The 14,627-nt window shown below is 62.7% G+C and carries 19 protein-coding genes and 1 riboswitch; of the genes, 4 read left to right on the forward strand and 15 right to left on the reverse strand.

All coding sequences use genetic code 11. The features are described 5' to 3' along the window. Positions 1-68: 68 nt before the first annotated feature. Positions 69-899, reverse strand: a complete 831-nt coding sequence (gene rsmI / locus VV088_RS12145) for a 16S rRNA (cytidine(1402)-2'-O)-methyltransferase (protein ID WP_334600979.1) — start codon at positions 897-899, stop codon at positions 69-71. A gap of 113 nt (positions 900-1,012) precedes the next feature. Between rsmI and VV088_RS12150 the strand changes: the two genes are divergently transcribed. Beyond that, positions 1,013-1,633, forward strand: a complete 621-nt coding sequence (locus VV088_RS12150; RefSeq protein WP_334600980.1) for a tRNA1(Val) (adenine(37)-N6)-methyltransferase — start codon at positions 1,013-1,015, stop codon at positions 1,631-1,633. 25 nt (positions 1,634-1,658) lie between these two features. Here VV088_RS12150 and obgE read toward each other — a convergent pair whose 3' ends face one another. From obgE to rplU, 9 genes are all read right to left on the reverse strand, one after another. Continuing rightward, entirely contained in the window at positions 1,659-2,939 is a 1,281-nt protein-coding gene (gene obgE, locus VV088_RS12155; protein WP_334600981.1) for a GTPase ObgE, read from the reverse strand. Positions 2,940-3,009: 70 nt separating this feature from the next. After that, positions 3,010-3,309, reverse strand: a complete 300-nt coding sequence (locus tag VV088_RS12160) for a YciI family protein (protein WP_334600982.1) — start codon at positions 3,307-3,309, stop codon at positions 3,010-3,012. Between the two features lie 13 nt (positions 3,310-3,322). Then, the gene (locus VV088_RS12165) at positions 3,323-3,757 is read right to left on the reverse strand and encodes a flavodoxin family protein (RefSeq protein ID WP_334600983.1); all 435 of its coding nucleotides are present in this window, start codon (positions 3,755-3,757) and stop codon (positions 3,323-3,325) included. Continuing rightward, on the reverse strand, positions 3,754-4,365 hold the full coding sequence (locus VV088_RS12170; RefSeq protein WP_334600984.1) for a sugar O-acetyltransferase: 612 nt from the start codon (positions 4,363-4,365) through the stop codon (positions 3,754-3,756). Before VV088_RS12170 ends, VV088_RS12165 begins: the two co-directional genes overlap by 4 nt. Positions 4,366-4,381: 16 nt before the next feature. After that, positions 4,382-4,585 (reverse strand): helix-turn-helix transcriptional regulator, encoded by a 204-nt coding sequence (locus VV088_RS12175; protein WP_334600985.1) that lies wholly within the window; start codon positions 4,583-4,585, stop codon positions 4,382-4,384. 64 nt (positions 4,586-4,649) lie between these two features. Next, positions 4,650-5,054: a hypothetical protein gene (locus VV088_RS12180; protein WP_334600986.1), complete on the reverse strand. Its 405-nt coding sequence runs from the start codon at positions 5,052-5,054 to the stop codon at positions 4,650-4,652. Positions 5,055-5,262: 208 nt separating this feature from the next. Next, complete coding sequence (rpmA, locus tag VV088_RS12185) at positions 5,263-5,553, reverse strand: 50S ribosomal protein L27 (protein WP_023347861.1); 291 nt, start codon at positions 5,551-5,553, stop codon at positions 5,263-5,265. Positions 5,554-5,556: 3 nt separating this feature from the next. Then, entirely contained in the window at positions 5,557-5,886 is a 330-nt protein-coding gene (locus tag VV088_RS12190; protein ID WP_334600987.1) for a ribosomal-processing cysteine protease Prp, read from the reverse strand. Next, entirely contained in the window at positions 5,886-6,197 is a 312-nt protein-coding gene (gene rplU, locus VV088_RS12195) for a 50S ribosomal protein L21 (RefSeq protein ID WP_251318293.1), read from the reverse strand. The genes VV088_RS12190 and rplU overlap by 1 nt, the downstream gene beginning before the upstream one ends. Before the next feature lie 208 nt (positions 6,198-6,405). Between rplU and VV088_RS12200 the strand changes: the two genes are divergently transcribed. Then, positions 6,406-6,774 carry a DUF6709 family protein gene (locus VV088_RS12200; protein ID WP_334600988.1) on the forward strand — a complete coding sequence of 123 codons (369 nt, stop codon included), beginning with the start codon at positions 6,406-6,408 and terminating at the stop codon, positions 6,772-6,774. A gap of 42 nt (positions 6,775-6,816) precedes the next feature. On the opposite strand, the gene VV088_RS12205 is transcribed toward VV088_RS12200, so the two are convergent. Further along, positions 6,817-8,556: a Na+/H+ antiporter NhaC family protein gene (locus tag VV088_RS12205; RefSeq protein ID WP_334600989.1), complete on the reverse strand. Its 1,740-nt coding sequence runs from the start codon at positions 8,554-8,556 to the stop codon at positions 6,817-6,819. Positions 8,557-8,677: 121 nt separating this feature from the next. Next, positions 8,678-8,845: riboswitch (Lysine riboswitch) on the reverse strand. Between the two features lie 195 nt (positions 8,846-9,040). On the opposite strand from VV088_RS12205, the gene VV088_RS12210 reads away from it, so the two are divergent. Both VV088_RS12210 and VV088_RS12215 read left to right on the forward strand, forming a co-directional pair. Then, complete coding sequence (locus tag VV088_RS12210; RefSeq protein ID WP_334600990.1) at positions 9,041-9,793, forward strand: hypothetical protein; 753 nt, start codon at positions 9,041-9,043, stop codon at positions 9,791-9,793. Between the two features lie 108 nt (positions 9,794-9,901). Continuing rightward, positions 9,902-10,828, forward strand: a complete 927-nt coding sequence (locus tag VV088_RS12215) for an alpha/beta hydrolase (protein ID WP_334600991.1) — start codon at positions 9,902-9,904, stop codon at positions 10,826-10,828. Between the two features lie 390 nt (positions 10,829-11,218). Here the strand turns inward: VV088_RS12215 and VV088_RS12220 are convergent, their stop codons facing one another. The 4 genes from VV088_RS12220 to VV088_RS12235 form a co-directional block, all read right to left on the reverse strand. Continuing rightward, positions 11,219-12,211 (reverse strand): biotin--[acetyl-CoA-carboxylase] ligase, encoded by a 993-nt coding sequence (locus VV088_RS12220; protein WP_334600992.1) that lies wholly within the window; start codon positions 12,209-12,211, stop codon positions 11,219-11,221. Positions 12,212-12,273: 62 nt separating this feature from the next. Next, on the reverse strand, positions 12,274-12,822 hold the full coding sequence (gene hpf / locus VV088_RS12225; protein WP_334600993.1) for a ribosome hibernation-promoting factor, HPF/YfiA family: 549 nt from the start codon (positions 12,820-12,822) through the stop codon (positions 12,274-12,276). A gap of 117 nt (positions 12,823-12,939) precedes the next feature. Further along, a complete protein-coding gene (locus VV088_RS12230; protein WP_334600994.1) occupies positions 12,940-14,094 on the reverse strand; it encodes an amidohydrolase in 1,155 nt (384 codons plus the stop codon). Further along, positions 14,088-14,609 carry an SF0329 family protein gene (locus VV088_RS12235; RefSeq protein ID WP_334600995.1) on the reverse strand — a complete coding sequence of 174 codons (522 nt, stop codon included), beginning with the start codon at positions 14,607-14,609 and terminating at the stop codon, positions 14,088-14,090. The genes VV088_RS12230 and VV088_RS12235 overlap by 7 nt, the downstream gene beginning before the upstream one ends. Positions 14,610-14,627: the final 18 nt, after the last annotated feature.

Consider the following 14,627-nt stretch of genomic DNA (forward strand, 5'->3'; position numbering starts at 1 on the left):
GACAGCACCTCTTTTCATGATCTATCTCTCTATTCTATCCATTTTTCAGAAAATGGGTGCAGATGCTATCATTTTTCCACCGCCAGGCTGTAAAGCTGGTTTCGGGACAGCCCCAGCTCCCTGGCCGCGCGCTTCACCGCGTCCCGCAGGGAGATGCCCTCCCCCTGCAGCCTGGCCACCAGGAGCAGGCCGTCCTCCAAGGTGGCCTCCTGCTCCTCCTGATGTTCCGCGCCCCGGACCACCAGCACAAACTCCCCCTTGGGGACGTTCTCCCGATAGTATCCGGCGGCCTCCCCCAGGGTGGTGCGGCGGACCTCCTCGTGGAGCTTGGTCAGCTCCCGGCACAGGGTCACCGGCCGGTCCGGTCCGAAGGCGTCCGACAGGTCCTGGAGGGTGGCGGCCAGCTTGTGGGGGGCCTCGTAGAAGAGCATGGTCCGCTCCTCCCCCCGGAGGGACTCCAGATGGGCCCGGCGGTTCTTCTTGTTCATGGCCAAAAAGCCCTCAAAGGTGAAGCGGCCGGTGGGCTGGCCGGAGACGGCCAGCGCGGTCACCAGGGCGCAGGGTCCGGGGATGGCGCAGACGGGGATGCCTAGGGCGGCGCACTGGGCCACCAGCTCCTCCCCCGGATCAGAGATGGCGGGCGTGCCCGCGTCGGTGACCAGGGCGCAGCTCTCGCCATCCTGCAGGCGGTTCAGAATGGCCCGGCCCCCGGTCTCGGTGTTGTGCCGGTGGTAGATAGCCATGGGCTTTTTGATCCCCAGGTGGTTGAGCAGTTTCACCGTCACCCGGGTGTCCTCGGCGGCAATAAAGTCCGCCTGCTCCAGGGTGTCCGCCATGCGCCGGGAGATATCCCCCAGGTTCCCGATGGGGGTGGGGACCAGATACAGGGTGCCGGACATATCGCATCTCTCCAATCGTTCTGTATTTTATTATACCACAGATGGAGAAAATGTGGTATCCTTTTCTTAACGATTTCTTTCACCAAGCTAACACATAGGAGAGGTGGCGCAATATGGTCAAACGGGAGCGGCTCGGCCCTTACACCCTGTCCTGGCCCGAGGGGGTCTTCCCTCTGGGGGGCGACGCCCTGGCGCTGGGGGCGTTTTCCAGTGTCAAGCCGGGCTGGCGGGTGTGTGATCTGGGGACGGGCAGCGGGGCGCTGCTCCTGCTGCTCGCCCGGCGGGCGGAGGGGCTGGACCTGACCGGCATTGACCTCCACCCGCCGTCCGCCGCCATTGCCCGGGAAAACCTGGACGCAAACGGGCTGGCCGGAACCGTGATCTGCGGCGATCTGCGCACCGCCCCTCTGCCCGCCGGAGGCTTTGATCTGGCCGTCTCCAACCCGCCCTACTTTCCGGTGGGCAGCGGCAGGAGCGGCGGCCCCGCCCGCAGTGAGGAGCACTGCACTCTGGACGAGCTGTGCTCCGCCGCCGGACGGCTGGTGAAAAACGGGGGCCGCTTCGCCCTATGCCACCGTCCGGAACGGCTGGCCGATGTGATCTGCTCCCTCCGGGCCCACGGACTGGAGCCCAAACGCCTCAAGCTGGCCGCCCACGGGCCGGGGCGTCCTCCCTCCCTCCTGCTGGTGGAGGCGGTAAAGCAGGGAGGGCCGGGCCTGACCATCGAACCATAAAAAAAAGAGGGCCGCCGGCCCTCTTTTACCTCTGATATTCAAACTCCAAATCGTACAGGGAGACGATATCCCCGTCCTTGATGCCCATAGCCTCCAGCTTGTCGAACAGCCCCGACTGGCGCAGCTTCTGGTCAAACCAGTTCCGGGACTCGTAGTCGCCAAAATTGACGTTGGCGATGAGCCGCTGGAGCCAGGGAGCGTCGATGACCCAGGTGCCGTCGAACTCCTCAATCTGGACCTCCCCGCTGGTGTCCACCTCGGGGGGACGCTCCACATAGGTGGGCTCGTAGACCGCCACCGGAGGCAGCTGGGCCAGCTCAGCCGCGGCCCTCTGCACCAGCTCCCGGGTGCCCTGGTGGGCGGCGGCGGACAGCTCAAACAGCTCCAGCCCCAGGCCCTCCACATGGGCCCGCAGCTTGTCCAGCAGAGCGGGGTCCTCCATGATGTCCACCTTGTTGGCCGCCACGATCATCCTCCGGGAGGCCAGCTCCGGGGAGTACTGGGCCAGCTCGGCGTTGATGGCCTCAAAATCGGCCACCGGGTCCCGCCCCTCCGAGCCGGACACGTCCACCACATGGATGAGCAGGCGGCAGCGGTCGATGTGCCGCAGAAAGTCGTGGCCCAGACCGGCCCCTTCCGCCGCCCCTTCGATGATGCCGGGGATGTCCGCCATGACGAAGGAGACGCCCTCGTCTACATAGACGACCCCCAGGTTGGGGAAAAGGGTGGTAAAGTGGTAGTTGGCAATCTTGGGCTGGGCCCGGCTGACCACGGAGAGCAGGGTGGACTTGCCCACGTTGGGGAAGCCCACCAGCCCCACATCGGCCAGCAGCTTCAGCTCCAGGACCACGTCCCGGCTCTCGCCCGGCAGGCCCGCCTTGGCGAACCGGGGCACCTGACGGGTAGGGGTGGCGAAGTGCTGGTTGCCCCAGCCTCCCCGGCCCCCCCGGCACAGCACAAACCGGTCGGTCTGGGACATGTCCTGGATGATCTCTCCGGTTTCCGCGTCCCGGATGACGGTGCCCCGGGGCACCCGGATGACCAGGTCCTCCCCGTCCCGGCCGGTGCACTTCTTGCCCGCGCCGTCGGCTCCGCTGCCCGCCGTGTACTTGCGCTTGTAGCGAAAATCCATCAGGGTGGACAGGTGGTCGTTGATCTCCACCACGATGTCCCCGCCCCGGCCTCCGTCGCCTCCGTCGGGGCCGCCGTTGGCCACATACTTCTCCCGGTGGAAGGACACCACGCCGTTTCCCCCGTTCCCGGAGCGGACGGTGATTTTCGCGGTATCTACAAAGGGCGCTGCCATCCCGGGCACCTCCTTTCCTCTTTGTTCCTTTTCTTTGAAAAGAAAAGGAACCGAAAAGAAACTTTTCCTGTTAGAGCAGATAGTTATTTTCCTTATTTGCAGGCTGGAGGGCTTTCAGTTTGTAGGTGGCAAAGCCCTCTGTAACCAGAGGTTCCTGTTTGCACAACTCCTCCGCCGCCTCGTAACTCTCCGCCTTGAGGATATACATTCCGGCCACACCGGGGTAGCCCTTGAACACGCCGGCCAGCTCGATATGCCCCTGCTCGTCCAGACGCTTCAGGTTGGCCACATGCCGCTCCACAGCGGCCTTGGTCAGCTTGTTGTAGGATTTGGTTTTCTCAATGAACATGACATACAGCCAGTTTTCCATTTGCTCCTCCCTTTTATTGCAGTCCATCAAAAAAGTCACAGGCATTTTTCAGGTCGGCCTCGTCCGGGCGGCCCTTGGCGATGCCGCCCACCAGCTTGAAGGGGCCGAAGGTGTCGTAGCCCTTACAGCCGAACCGGCCCACAATCTGGGCCGATTTGGCCTTGACTGCCTCCTCAATGGCCCTGGTATTGCTGCTCCCGCCGTAGGTGGACAGGAAAAACACCTTTTTGTCCTCCGGCAGGTTGTTTTTGGCGAACTCCAGCACGCTCTGGTGGAACTTGCCGAAATAGATGCCCGAAGCGAAGCCGATCAGCTCATAGCCGCTCAGGTCAGCCGTTTTGACGGCTAGGGCGTCGATGAGGGTGACATCCCGTCCCTGGGCGACGGCCTCCACCAGCTTTTTGGTGTTGCCATGGTGGGCGGAGTAGTAAACAATGGCCGTTTTCATAGCTCGCAGTCCTCGATTCTCTGGTTCTTGAAGTAGTATGCCCGGTCGTGGTCGTTTACCTCCCGCAAGATCCGGCAGGGGTTGCCCACAGCCACCACATTGTCGGGCAAGTCGCGGGTGACCACGCTCCCCGCGCCCACCACCACGTTATCCCCGATGGTCACGCCAGGGACCACCACTACGTTGGCCCCCAGCCAGCAGTTGCGTCCGATGCGGATGGGGGCGTTGTACTGGTACATCTGCTCCCGCAGCTCCGGGTCGATGGGGTGGCCCGCTGTGGCCAGCACCACGTTGGGACCAAACTGGGTGTAATCCCCCACATAGATGTGGGTGTCGTCCACCAGGGTGAGGTTGAAGTTGGCGTAGATATTCTTCCCGAAATGGACGTGCTTTCCGCCCCAATTGGCGTGGAAGGGAAGCTCGATGCAGCAGTTCTCCCCCACCTCGGCGAACATCTCCTTGAGCAGGGCGGCTTTCCGCTCCAGCTCCGACGGCTTGACCTGATTGTATTCAAACAACCTGTCCAGACACTGGAGCTGCTCCCGCTGGAGTTCCGGGTCCCCGGGAAGATAGAGCATCCCGCTGTGCTGCTTTTCACGGATATCCACAGAAACACCTTCCTCCTCAGTCCTCTGTAAATGCAAACAGCTCCTCCACCGTCACATGAAACACCTTGGCAATATCCATGGCCAGCTTCAGCGACGGGTTATACCTTCCGTTTTCCAAATGAACTATGGTTTCACGCCTTGCGTGCACCAATTCTGCCAATTCGCTTTGTTTTAAGCCCGCTTTCTCCCGATATTCCTTGACCTTCGTTTTCAGGGCCATGTCAGACTCCCTTACTGTCCGGCACGCAGAACAGGATGCATCGGATCACGGCCCGGGGATCACATCAAACTCCCCTGCTGTCCATCACACAAAATATGATAAACCGTACCACAGCCAATACCAATATCATCCCAACCAGCGCATAGCCCGCCGCCGGCCCATCTATGGCTCTGACGGCGCAGGCAAAGGCAATGACAACGGCGGCGGCTATCATGATCTTCAGTCCGACCGCGTCCGTTCTGCGCAAATTTTGAATTGCCAGCTCGTCCTTTTCTTCCTTGCTGTACTTATAAATACGGTTAGCCCGCAGCGCAAAAAATACAATGGTAAATATGACAACTGTATTTTGAATGGTCTCATAGTAATGATGCCAGTCCCGCCTGGCCCACATCCAGTAGTAGCAGACCAGAAGCGTTGCGTAAATGATTTTTGTTCCTACCATTTCCTTTAAGGTAACTTTGGACTTCATGTCTCATTCCTCCATGTGACATATTTTTAACTTCGCGGGCGTTATAAATATATCACTTCATATATGGCTTGTCAATTACAGAGTGTTAAATATTTATAACCTTCCATGCCGCTGTTTTTATGCCATTTACAGAGAGAACAATGACGCCAAAGTAAACCGGAACTTTAAGAAAAAGCCGCAAACGGCACCCGTTTGCGGCTTTTAGCTGTTACTCCGCGGCGGCCTCTTCCACAATGGAGACCTGCTTGCGGTCCTTGCCCAGGCGCTCGAACTTCACGCGGCCGGACTTCATAGCGAACAGAGTATCGTCGCTGCCCTTGCCCACGTTGACGCCGGGGTGGATATGGGTGCCCCGCTGGCGGACCAGGATGTTGCCGGCCAGCACGAACTGACCGTCGCCCCGCTTCACGCCCAGCCGCTTGGCCTTGGAATCGCGGCCGTTGCGGGTGGAGCCCACGCCCTTTTTATGGGCGAAAAACTGTAAACCGATATTCAGCATCTCTTACACCTCCAAGACGGTAATATTTTCAGGGTACTCCTCGGCCAGCTGAACGCAGTGGACCAGCAGGGCGGCCAGAAGGGTCTGGCAGACGCTCTCGCTGTCCGGGTCCAGGGCCTTGGGGAGCTTTAGGGAGATGGACGTGTCCTTGTCCCGCACCTTCACCGAAGCCTCCAGCCCCAGCACGTCGTTGACGGCGCACTCGGTGAGCCGAACGGCGCTGGTGAGGGCGGCGCAGACGATGTCCTCCCCCTGGGGGGCGTAGCCGCTGTGGCCCTGTATGTCAAAGCCGGTAAGGCGGCTGCCCTCGGAATGAAAGGTCACGGTAGTCATCAGGCTTTGATGGCGCCGATCTCCACCTTGGTGTAGGGCTGACGGTGGCCCTGGCGCTTGCGATAGCCCTTCTTGGGGGTGTACTTGAAGATGCGGATCTTCTTGCCCTTGCCGTTCTTGACCACGGTGGCGGCCACAGAAGCGCCCTCCACGGTGGGAGCGCCGAAGGTGGCCTTGTCGCCGTCCAGCACAGCCAGAACCTGGTCGAAGGTGATAGCCTGACCAGCCTCGGCCTCCAGCTTCTCGATGAACAGAGTGTCGCCCTCCGCCACCTTGTACTGCTTACCGCCGGTCACGATGATTGCCTGCATAGTATTCAACTCCTTTATGACGGACTCGCTCTTGTGGGCGGGGCTGCCCCGCTTGTGTACCCACTCAATGCGGCCCTAGTAGTATATCAGCCCTTCCCGGCTTTGTCAAGGGGGCTGTCCGCTTTTTTCCGGCCCTTTTCTTAACAGGAATTGCTTGCATCAGCGCTCCCTTCGTGCTACAATGGGGAACACAGAGGAGGCGGTCCCCATGAAATTCAAGCCGGAAGTTTTTGACGCTTTGCTGTCCGACGAGGAGCTGGAGCAGGACTGCGCCCAGGCGCAAGCCCTCGGCCAGGTGCGGCTGGGGGAGCAGTGCGTCTTCTATCGCAAATTCTCCGGGACTGCCTATCTTCCCTACCGCCAGATTGTCCGGGCCTGGCTGCGGCAGGAGGAGGTCAAGGCCCGAATGTGCTGCGGCGCCGCCAACTTTGACCAGTTTTACCTGGTGATGGACTGCACCGACGGCCGGGAGCGCCGGTGGCATATCCCTGACAAGGCCGAAGGCCAGACCTGTCTGGACCACATTGCCGCCCGAAATCCGGAGGTCAAACTCGGCTATGTGAAGCCGCAGGAATAAGGAAACGCGGCCGTCCCATCCGGGACGGCCGCGTTGTTTGATTCAGGCAGCCTTCCGGCCCTTTGCCACAAACAGGAACACAAGCATCAGCACAATACCGATGGGCAGAGAGACGATGCCGGGCAGGCCCGCCGTCACCAGCAGACCGGCGGTCAGGTAGGTGATCCCCGAGATTACCGCACAGGAGATGGCGTAGGGCAGCTGGGTGGACACGTGGTTCACGTGGTCGCACTGGGCTCCGGCGGAGGCCATGATGGTGGTGTCGGAAATGGGGGAGCAGTGGTCGCCGCAGACGGCGCCGGCCATACAGGCAGAGATGCAGATGATGGCCATGGGGTTGCTCATGTCGAACACGCTCTGGACAATGGGAATCAGGATGCCGAAGGTGCCCCAGCTGGTGCCGGTGGCGAAGGCCAGCAGGCAGCCCACCACAAACACGATGACCGGCAGCAGCACCTGAATGCCGGAGGCGGAGCGGACGAAGTCCCGGACAAAGAACTTGGCGCCCAGGGAATCGGTCATGCCCTTCAGGGACCAGGCAAAGGTGAGGATCAGGATGGCAGGGACCATAGCCTTAAAGCCCTCGGGGATACAGCCCATCATCTCCTTGAAGGTCATGGCCCGGCGGATGAAGTAGTAGACAAAGGCGAACAGCAGGCCGAAGGCGGAGCCCAGCATCAGGCCCACCGAGGCGTCGGAGTCGGAGAAAGCGGTGACGAAGTCGGCCCCGTCGAAGAAGCCGCCGGAGTAAATCATGCCGATGACGCAGGCCACCACCAGCACAAGGATGGGCAGCACCAGATCCAGCACGGTGCCCTTAGACTCGTCCACCTCGTCGTCCAGCATAGCGTAGGGGTTGGAGCCGGAGAAGAGATCGCCGTTCTCGATGGCGTTCTTCTCGTAGCGGGCCATGGGGCCGAACTCCACGTTCAGCACCACCATGCCCACCATCATAACAACGGTGAGAAGGGCGTAGAAGTTGTAGGGGATGGCCCGAATGAACAGGTTCAGGCCCTGGCCGTCCTCAGCGAAGGAGGCCACGGCGGCAGCCCAGGAGGAGATGGGAGCGATGATGCAGATGGGAGCGGCAGTGGCGTCGATGAGGTAGGCCAGCTTAGCCCGGGACACATTCTGCTTGTCCGTAACGGGGCGCATAACGCTGCCCACGGTGAGACAGTTGAAATAGTCATCAATAAAGATCAGGCAGCCCAGCAGAACGGTGGCCAGCTGGACCCCGGCCCGAGACTTGATGTTCTGCTTGGCCCAACGGCCGAAGGCGGCGGAGCCTCCCGCCTTGTTCATCAGGCAGACCATGGTGCCCAGGATGACCAGGAAGATCAGGATGCCCACGTTGTATGCGTCGGACAGGGAAGCCACGATGCCGTCGTTAAAGGCGTGGAGCACAGTGCCCTCAAAGGAGAAGTTGGAGTAGAGCAGGCCGCCCATCAGGATGCCGATGAACAGGGAGGAGTAGACCTCCTTGGTGATCAGGGCCAGGGCGATGGCGATGATGGGGGGCAGCAGGGAGACGGGGGTGTTATAAAACTTGCTGGGGGACTGGATATAGCCCACATACCCGCTGTCGGCGCAGGCGCCGCAGGGGACGGCCTCGCCGTCCTCGGACAGGACGATGCCCAGGGTCCCGCAGTCGGGGCACTCAATGTATTTGGTGCCGGCCAGCTCGGTGGGGTCCTCCGACGCCGCGAAGGCGGTGCAGACCATGGTCAGGAGCAGCATCACAAGCACGACGCTCCGCATAGCCCAGTTTCTTCTGGTTCTCATAAAAAATTCCCTCCTGATTTGATTTGGGGGCACACATTCCCCCGTCCGCGCAAAACAAAACCGCGGGTGCGCAGAACGCGCCCCACGGCAAAACCGGACGTCCCCGGCATGAGCCAAGGGACCTCTGGATAGCGCTCCACTCTCGTGACAGTCCGCAAGATATTCTCCCGCGGCCCAGGAAAAACAGCTCAGGCAGGCCGTTTGACCTTCGGCGGCGCACCCTCTCCCCTGGGACGGCTGCCTGGCCTTGTCCCCCGGTACGCATGAGCGCCGCGCCTCTATCCGCTATGAAATTGCAATTATCCTACCATGGACTTGCAGGGATGTCAAGCCCAAATCGCCGGAAAAACGACGGAAAATCAATTCTTTCCCTCTCCCGCTCCCGGACATTGCGCCATATTTTTCCGCCCCGTCAAGGCCAAACCGGCTCCGGCGGCATAGGATGGGACGGTTCCCCATTTTCTCAAGCAAAGGAGTTTTGACCATGGAACTGAAAGTTGACCAGCCCGCCCTGGCCGGACAGAACATCGACCCTGCCGCCTTTCAGCGGGTGTGGGACCGGGTGATGCCGGAGCAGGCCGCCGCCCGGGAAAATACATCCATCCCTGATACCGCCGTCCCCGCCGAGCCCACCCAGCCGCCGGAGGAAATCCCCCCGGTCACCGAACAGCCTCCCGCGGAGGAACAGCCTCCCGCTCCCGATCTGTCCCCGGTGCCCGACTGCCCCCAGGAGAGCCAATGTCCCGAGTGCCCGGAGTGCCCCTCCTGTCCCGAGTGTCCCAGCGTCCCCGGCACGCCGTCCACCCCTGAAGCCCCCGCCTTCTGTCTGGGGGAGGCCTCCCAGGGGGACAGCCAGCGGCTGCAGGAGCTGATGGTCCTGGCCCGGTCCGGGGCCGCCGCCGGACGGGCCATGGCCCGCCGGGCCAGCGGGACCTGCGCCAAGACCCTGTCCGCCCTGGCCTGCGACCACCGCTCCGCCTTCAAGCGCCTGTCCGCCGCCTACTTCCTCATCACCGGCCAGCGGTATACCCCCAAATGCGAGGCGGTCAAGCAGCCCGCCTCCCTGCCCCTGGCCCTGCGCCAGCAGTTCCTCTGGGAGCAGCGGTGGGAGCAGGCCAACCGCCAGGCCGCCCAGTCCACCGCCGACCCCTGCCTGAAGGAGCTCTACCAGGAGCTGGCCCAGGAGGGGGCGTTCCACGCCGGGACCATCCGCTCCCTGCTGGAGCAGATGGCTTGACTTTCCCCTACCACACGGGGTAAACTGTACTTGTACAGGGCACGCATCATGCAGGGACGCATCACGATGCGTCCCTACCCAAACTCACACAAGAAAACGAGGTGCGCTATGATCCAGACCTTCGACCTTTCCTATCCTTCCTCCGACGGAATCCATTCCGTCCACGCCCGGGAGTGGGTGCCCGAGGGCGCCCCCCGCGGGGTGGTGCAGCTTGTCCACGGCGTAGCGGAACACATCGGCCGCTACGACCAGGCGGCCCGCTTCCTGGCCGCCCACGGCTACGTGGTGTGCGGCGAGGACCACCTCGGCCACGGTCTCACCGCCGGGGGCAAGTTCGGCTATTTCGGCCCCAAAAACGGCTGGGACCTGGTGGCCCGGGATGTCCGCCGCCTGCGGGAGCTGGAGGGGGAAAAACACCCCTCCCTGCCCTATGTGATCCTGGGCCACTCCATGGGCTCCTTCCTCACCCGCACCTATCTGATCCGCTGGCCGGGCACGGTGGACGCCGCCGTCCTGTCGGGCACGGGCCAGGAGTTCGCCGCCGCCGTGGCCTCCGGCAAGGCCCTGGCCGAAGTCCTCTGCAAGCTCCGGGGCCCCGACCATGTGAGCAAGCGGTTAAACGACCTGCCCTTTGGCAGCTACAACCGGGCCTTCAAGCCCAACCGCACCACCTCCGACTGGCTCAGCCGGGACGAGGCGGCGGTGGACGCCTACCTGGCTGACCCGCTGTGCGGCTTTCTGATCACAGCGGCCATGTTCCGGGACATGATGGGCGGCCTGCAATTCATCGCCGACCGGAACAACCTGTCCAAAATGGCAAAGGGGACCCCGGTCTATTTCCTCTCCGGCGACCACGACCCGGTGGGCTCCATGGGCAGGGGAGTGCGGAAGGTGGCGGGGATGTTCCGTGCCGCGGGGTGCAGGGACGTCACCGTAAAGCTCTACCCCGGCGGCCGCCACGAAATGTTCAACGAGACCAACCGCCAGGAGGTCTTCCAGGACCTGCTGGCCTGGCTGGAAAGCAAACTGACATGATACAAGGAGAGGGTCGCCCCCTCTCCTTGTTCTTCCCTGAATAGCTCTCCCGCCCTCCCCCACAGGGTAAGCCCTCCCCCGCAGGGTAAGCCCTCCCCCGCAAGGTAAGCCCTCCCCCGCAAGGTAAGCCCTCCCCCGCAGGGCAAGCCCTCCCCCACAGGGTAAGCCCTCCCCCGCAGGGTAAGCCCTCCCCCGCAGGGCAAGCCTTCCCCTTCAGGGGAAGGTGGCAGCGGCGAAGCCGCTGACGGATGAGGCCGTGCCAGATCAACCCACAGCGGTTGAATGCTGCCACAGCCGCCTGTAGGGCAAGGGTTCTACCCTTGCCTATCCCCTTCGGGGATAAAACAGAACCGGGATAAAACGGGACCGGCAAAACCGGAACCCCTTCCATCACACATACCCATACATCCCCCGCACCGACACCTCCCCGGCGGAGACGGTCTCCCGCTTCCCGTTGTACAGCTCCACCACCAGGTTGAAGTCGCTGTCGATCTCCAGGGCAAAGGCCTGACGGCGGGCGGTGGGGGTGATGAGCTGGACCTGATGGCCGGTGGTGACGCAGTCCGCCCGGTATTTTTCCAAATACTCCGCCCGGTCCTCCGGGTAGGCGGCATACATCCGGTCCAGAGCCAGAATGATCTGAGCGGCCAGCTCCGCCCGGCGCACCGGCCGGCCCAGGATCTGTGACAGGGAGACGGCCATATCCTGAATCTCAGGCAGAAAGTCCTCCCGCTCCTGGTTGACGTTGACGCCAATGCCGGTCACCAGATAGTCCAGGGCGTTTGTCTCGCTCTCGATGCCCAGCTCGGTCAGGATACCCACCAGCTTTTTGCCGCCCATCACGATATCGTTGGTCCACTTGATCTGGGGGCGGACGCCGCAGCAAGCCTCAATGCCGTCGCACACCGCCACCGCCACCCAGGCGGTGAAATCGGTGACCCGGGCGGGCTCCAGGTCCGGGCGGAACAGGGCGGACAGATACAGCCCCTTCCCCCGGGGGGACTGGAACCTCCGGCCCCGGCGGCCCCGGCCCCCGGTCTGCTCCTCTGCGGTGACCACAAGGCCCTCGGGGGCCCCGTCCATGGCCCGGCGCTTGCACTCGGTGTTGGTGGAATCGATCTCGTCCAGGCAGGCCAGCTGGGAGCCGATCTTCGCATCAGACAGCAGGCCGAACAGCTCCCCTACCCGCAGGCGGTCGGGGGCGTCCTCCAGACAGTAGCCCCGGTTGGGGGCGGAGGCGATGGTGTAACCCTCCTGCCGCAGGCCCTCGATGGCCTTCCACACCCCGGCCCGGCTGATGCCCAGGGTCCTGCTCATGGCCTCCCCGGACAGATACTCCCCCTGCCGCTCCCGCAGCAGGGATAACACGCGTTCCCGACTCATCGCGTCCGCCTCCTTGTTTTCCTGAAAAATGGCCCGCCCAGGGGGCGGGCCAATCATGTCATTTACTGCTCATCCTCGATCAGACCGTAGTCCCCGTCGTTGCGGCGGTAGACCACAGCGAAGGCTCCGCCGGCCTCCTCATCCCGGAAGGCGAAGAAGCCGTGGCCCACCAGGTTCATCTGCAAAATGGCCTCGTCCCTGGTCATGGGCTTGAGGGGGAAGGTCTTGCTGCGGACGATGCGGTACTCGCCCTCCTCCGGCTCCTCGGGGGCGAAGGTGGACACCTCGGCCTCCACCGCCCGCTCGAAGGCGCCCTGGCGCAGCCGCTTCTCCAGGCGGGTCTTGTTTTTCCGGATCTGCCGCTCCAGGGTGGTGACGGCGGCGTCGATGGAGGCGTGCATATCAGAGGTGCTCTCCGACACCCGGAAGATGGTGCCGCTGGAGCGGATGGTGATCTCCACCTTGTTGTTCCGCTCCTTCTCCACACTGAATGTGATGGCGGCGGTGGCGTCCTCCTTAAAGAAACGGTCCAGCTTGCCCACCTTTTTCTCCGCGTACTTATGCACGGAGTCGGGCAGGGTCACCTTTTTGTCCGTAAATACAAATTTCATTGCAGTCGCTCCTTTCGCCCAGAGGGCTGGTATACGCCGGCTGGAGGCTCCCTCCCTCCGGTTGGCCTTATTATACCACAGAACGGCAGAAAGTCCAATGGTTTTTGTTAAATTTTTCTAAACTCTTCCCCCGCCGATGAAGACCGCCTTCACCCGGCCCAGCAGCTCCAGGGGATGGCGGCTGGTGACCACCAGGTCGGCCTCTTTGCCGGGGGTGAGGGAGCCCAGCGCCCCGTCCAGCCCGGCGATCCGGGCGGCGTTGATGGTGATGGCGGCCAGGGCGGTCTCCCCGTCCAGTCCGCCCTTCACGGCCAGGGCGGCGCACAGGGGCAAATACTGGACGGGCACCTCCGGGTGGTCGGTGCAGATGGCGAAGGGCACCCCCGTCCGGCAGAGGACGGCGGGGGTTTCCAGGCTCATGTTGGCCAGCTCCGGCTTGCAGCGATCCCCCAGGGCGGGACCAGTGATGACCGGGATGTCTTCCTGCGCCAGCAGCTCCGGGATGAGATGGCTCTCGGTGCCGTGGACGATGACGCACTTCAAGTCAAATTCCTTCGCGATGCGCACCCCAGTGGCAATATCGTCCGCCCGGTGGGCGTGGATGTGGACAGGCAGCTCCCCGCGGACCACGGGAAGGAGCGCCTCCAGCTTGGCGTCGTAATCGGGCGGATCGGTCTCCTCGTCCCGGGCAGCCTTGTCCAGCTTTTCGCCGTACTCCACCGCCTTGCGCAGGTTCTCCCGGATGATGGCGGCGGTGGCCATGCGGGTGACCGGGGTCTCGTCCCGGTGATGGTAGACCTGCTTGGGGTTCTCCCCCAGGGCCAGCTTCATGGACACGGGAGCGCAGACGATCATGCCGTCCACCCAGCGGCCGTCGGTTTTGACGGCGGCGAACTGCCCGGCAATGGGGTTGGCCGAGCCGGGGCCGGTGAGGACGGTGGTCACCCCTGCCGCACGGGCCTCGGAAAAGCAGCGGTCCAGGGGATTGATGGCGTCGATGGCCCTCAGCTGAGGCGTACAGGGGTCGGTTTCCTCGTTGCCGTCGTCGCTCTCAAAGCCGACCGCGTCGCCAAACATCCCCAGGTGGCAGTGGGCGTCGATGAAGCCGGGACAAATATGCCCCCCTTCCGCATCGATGACCTCCCCTTCCCAATTTGCGGGGCGCTCCGACATGGGGCCAACCCCCGCAATTTTGCTTCCCGCAACCGCTACGTAGCCGTGTTCCATAACCGGGCCGTCCATGGTGTGGACGGTGCCGTTGATAATCAGCATACCTCTTTCTCCTTCTGCAAGTTCAGCCCCTCCGCCTCTATGCGCAGGAGGTAGAAGGGGCGCACCCAGTCCAGCTCGTTCTCCATGGTCTCTTCCAGGGCGGCCAGACGCCGTTTGCCCAGCCGGCGGTCCAGCAGGGCAAAGATTCGGACGATGGGGTTTTCACTGGATAGGCTGGTCTCCATGCTCTGGTTGTCGAACTCCTGAAAGGCGGCGTAGAAGTCCCGCTGGTCGAACAGACCATCCTCCAAGATGGTCTGGCCGGCCTTGAAAGCGGCCTCCCGCCAGTCGGTCTCTTCCAACTTTCTCAGCTCGCTCTGGAGCTTCCAATAGGCGGGGGCAAATTCGTAGTAGCTGCTCTTCAGCACCTCCACCCCGTCCACCAGGATAGCCGCCCGGCCCTCATGGTCGGGGCACTTGCTGTAGGTGGTAGCGAAGTACCGCACCCTCCCCCGCAGGGCGGGACAGAGATAGTCCGTTTCCAGCTTTTTTCTTGTACCGCTCCAAGTTGGCATGCTTTGCTCCTTCCCAAA

This window comes from Lawsonibacter sp. JLR.KK007 (assembly GCF_036941135.1).
Lineage (GTDB): Bacteria > Bacillota > Clostridia > Oscillospirales > Oscillospiraceae > Lawsonibacter.

Coding starts and splice junctions, on each gene's coding strand:
- VV088_RS12190 (WP_334600987.1), bottom strand. CDS start 5,886: ATGACTACCGTGACCTTTCATTCCGAGGGCAGCCGCCTTACCGGCTTT.
- hpf (WP_334600993.1), bottom strand. CDS start 12,822: ATGAAATTTGTATTTACGGACAAAAAGGTGACCCTGCCCGACTCCGTG.
- VV088_RS12235 (WP_334600995.1), bottom strand. CDS start 14,609: ATGCCAACTTGGAGCGGTACAAGAAAAAAGCTGGAAACGGACTATCTC.
- VV088_RS12205 (WP_334600989.1), bottom strand. CDS start 8,556: ATGAGAACCAGAAGAAACTGGGCTATGCGGAGCGTCGTGCTTGTGATG.
- rpmA (WP_023347861.1), bottom strand. CDS start 5,553: ATGCTGAATATCGGTTTACAGTTTTTCGCCCATAAAAAGGGCGTGGGC.
- VV088_RS12160 (WP_334600982.1), bottom strand. CDS start 3,309: ATGGAAAACTGGCTGTATGTCATGTTCATTGAGAAAACCAAATCCTAC.
- VV088_RS12180 (WP_334600986.1), bottom strand. CDS start 5,054: ATGAAGTCCAAAGTTACCTTAAAGGAAATGGTAGGAACAAAAATCATT.
- VV088_RS12200 (WP_334600988.1), top strand. CDS start 6,406: ATGAAATTCAAGCCGGAAGTTTTTGACGCTTTGCTGTCCGACGAGGAG.
- rplU (WP_251318293.1), bottom strand. CDS start 6,197: ATGCAGGCAATCATCGTGACCGGCGGTAAGCAGTACAAGGTGGCGGAG.
- VV088_RS12165 (WP_334600983.1), bottom strand. CDS start 3,757: ATGAAAACGGCCATTGTTTACTACTCCGCCCACCATGGCAACACCAAA.
- VV088_RS12215 (WP_334600991.1), top strand. CDS start 9,902: ATGATCCAGACCTTCGACCTTTCCTATCCTTCCTCCGACGGAATCCAT.
- VV088_RS12220 (WP_334600992.1), bottom strand. CDS start 12,211: ATGAGTCGGGAACGCGTGTTATCCCTGCTGCGGGAGCGGCAGGGGGAG.
- VV088_RS12175 (WP_334600985.1), bottom strand. CDS start 4,585: ATGGCCCTGAAAACGAAGGTCAAGGAATATCGGGAGAAAGCGGGCTTA.
- rsmI (WP_334600979.1), bottom strand. CDS start 899: ATGTCCGGCACCCTGTATCTGGTCCCCACCCCCATCGGGAACCTGGGG.
- VV088_RS12210 (WP_334600990.1), top strand. CDS start 9,041: ATGGAACTGAAAGTTGACCAGCCCGCCCTGGCCGGACAGAACATCGAC.
- VV088_RS12150 (WP_334600980.1), top strand. CDS start 1,013: ATGGTCAAACGGGAGCGGCTCGGCCCTTACACCCTGTCCTGGCCCGAG.
- obgE (WP_334600981.1), bottom strand. CDS start 2,939: ATGGCAGCGCCCTTTGTAGATACCGCGAAAATCACCGTCCGCTCCGGG.
- VV088_RS12230 (WP_334600994.1), bottom strand. CDS start 14,094: ATGCTGATTATCAACGGCACCGTCCACACCATGGACGGCCCGGTTATG.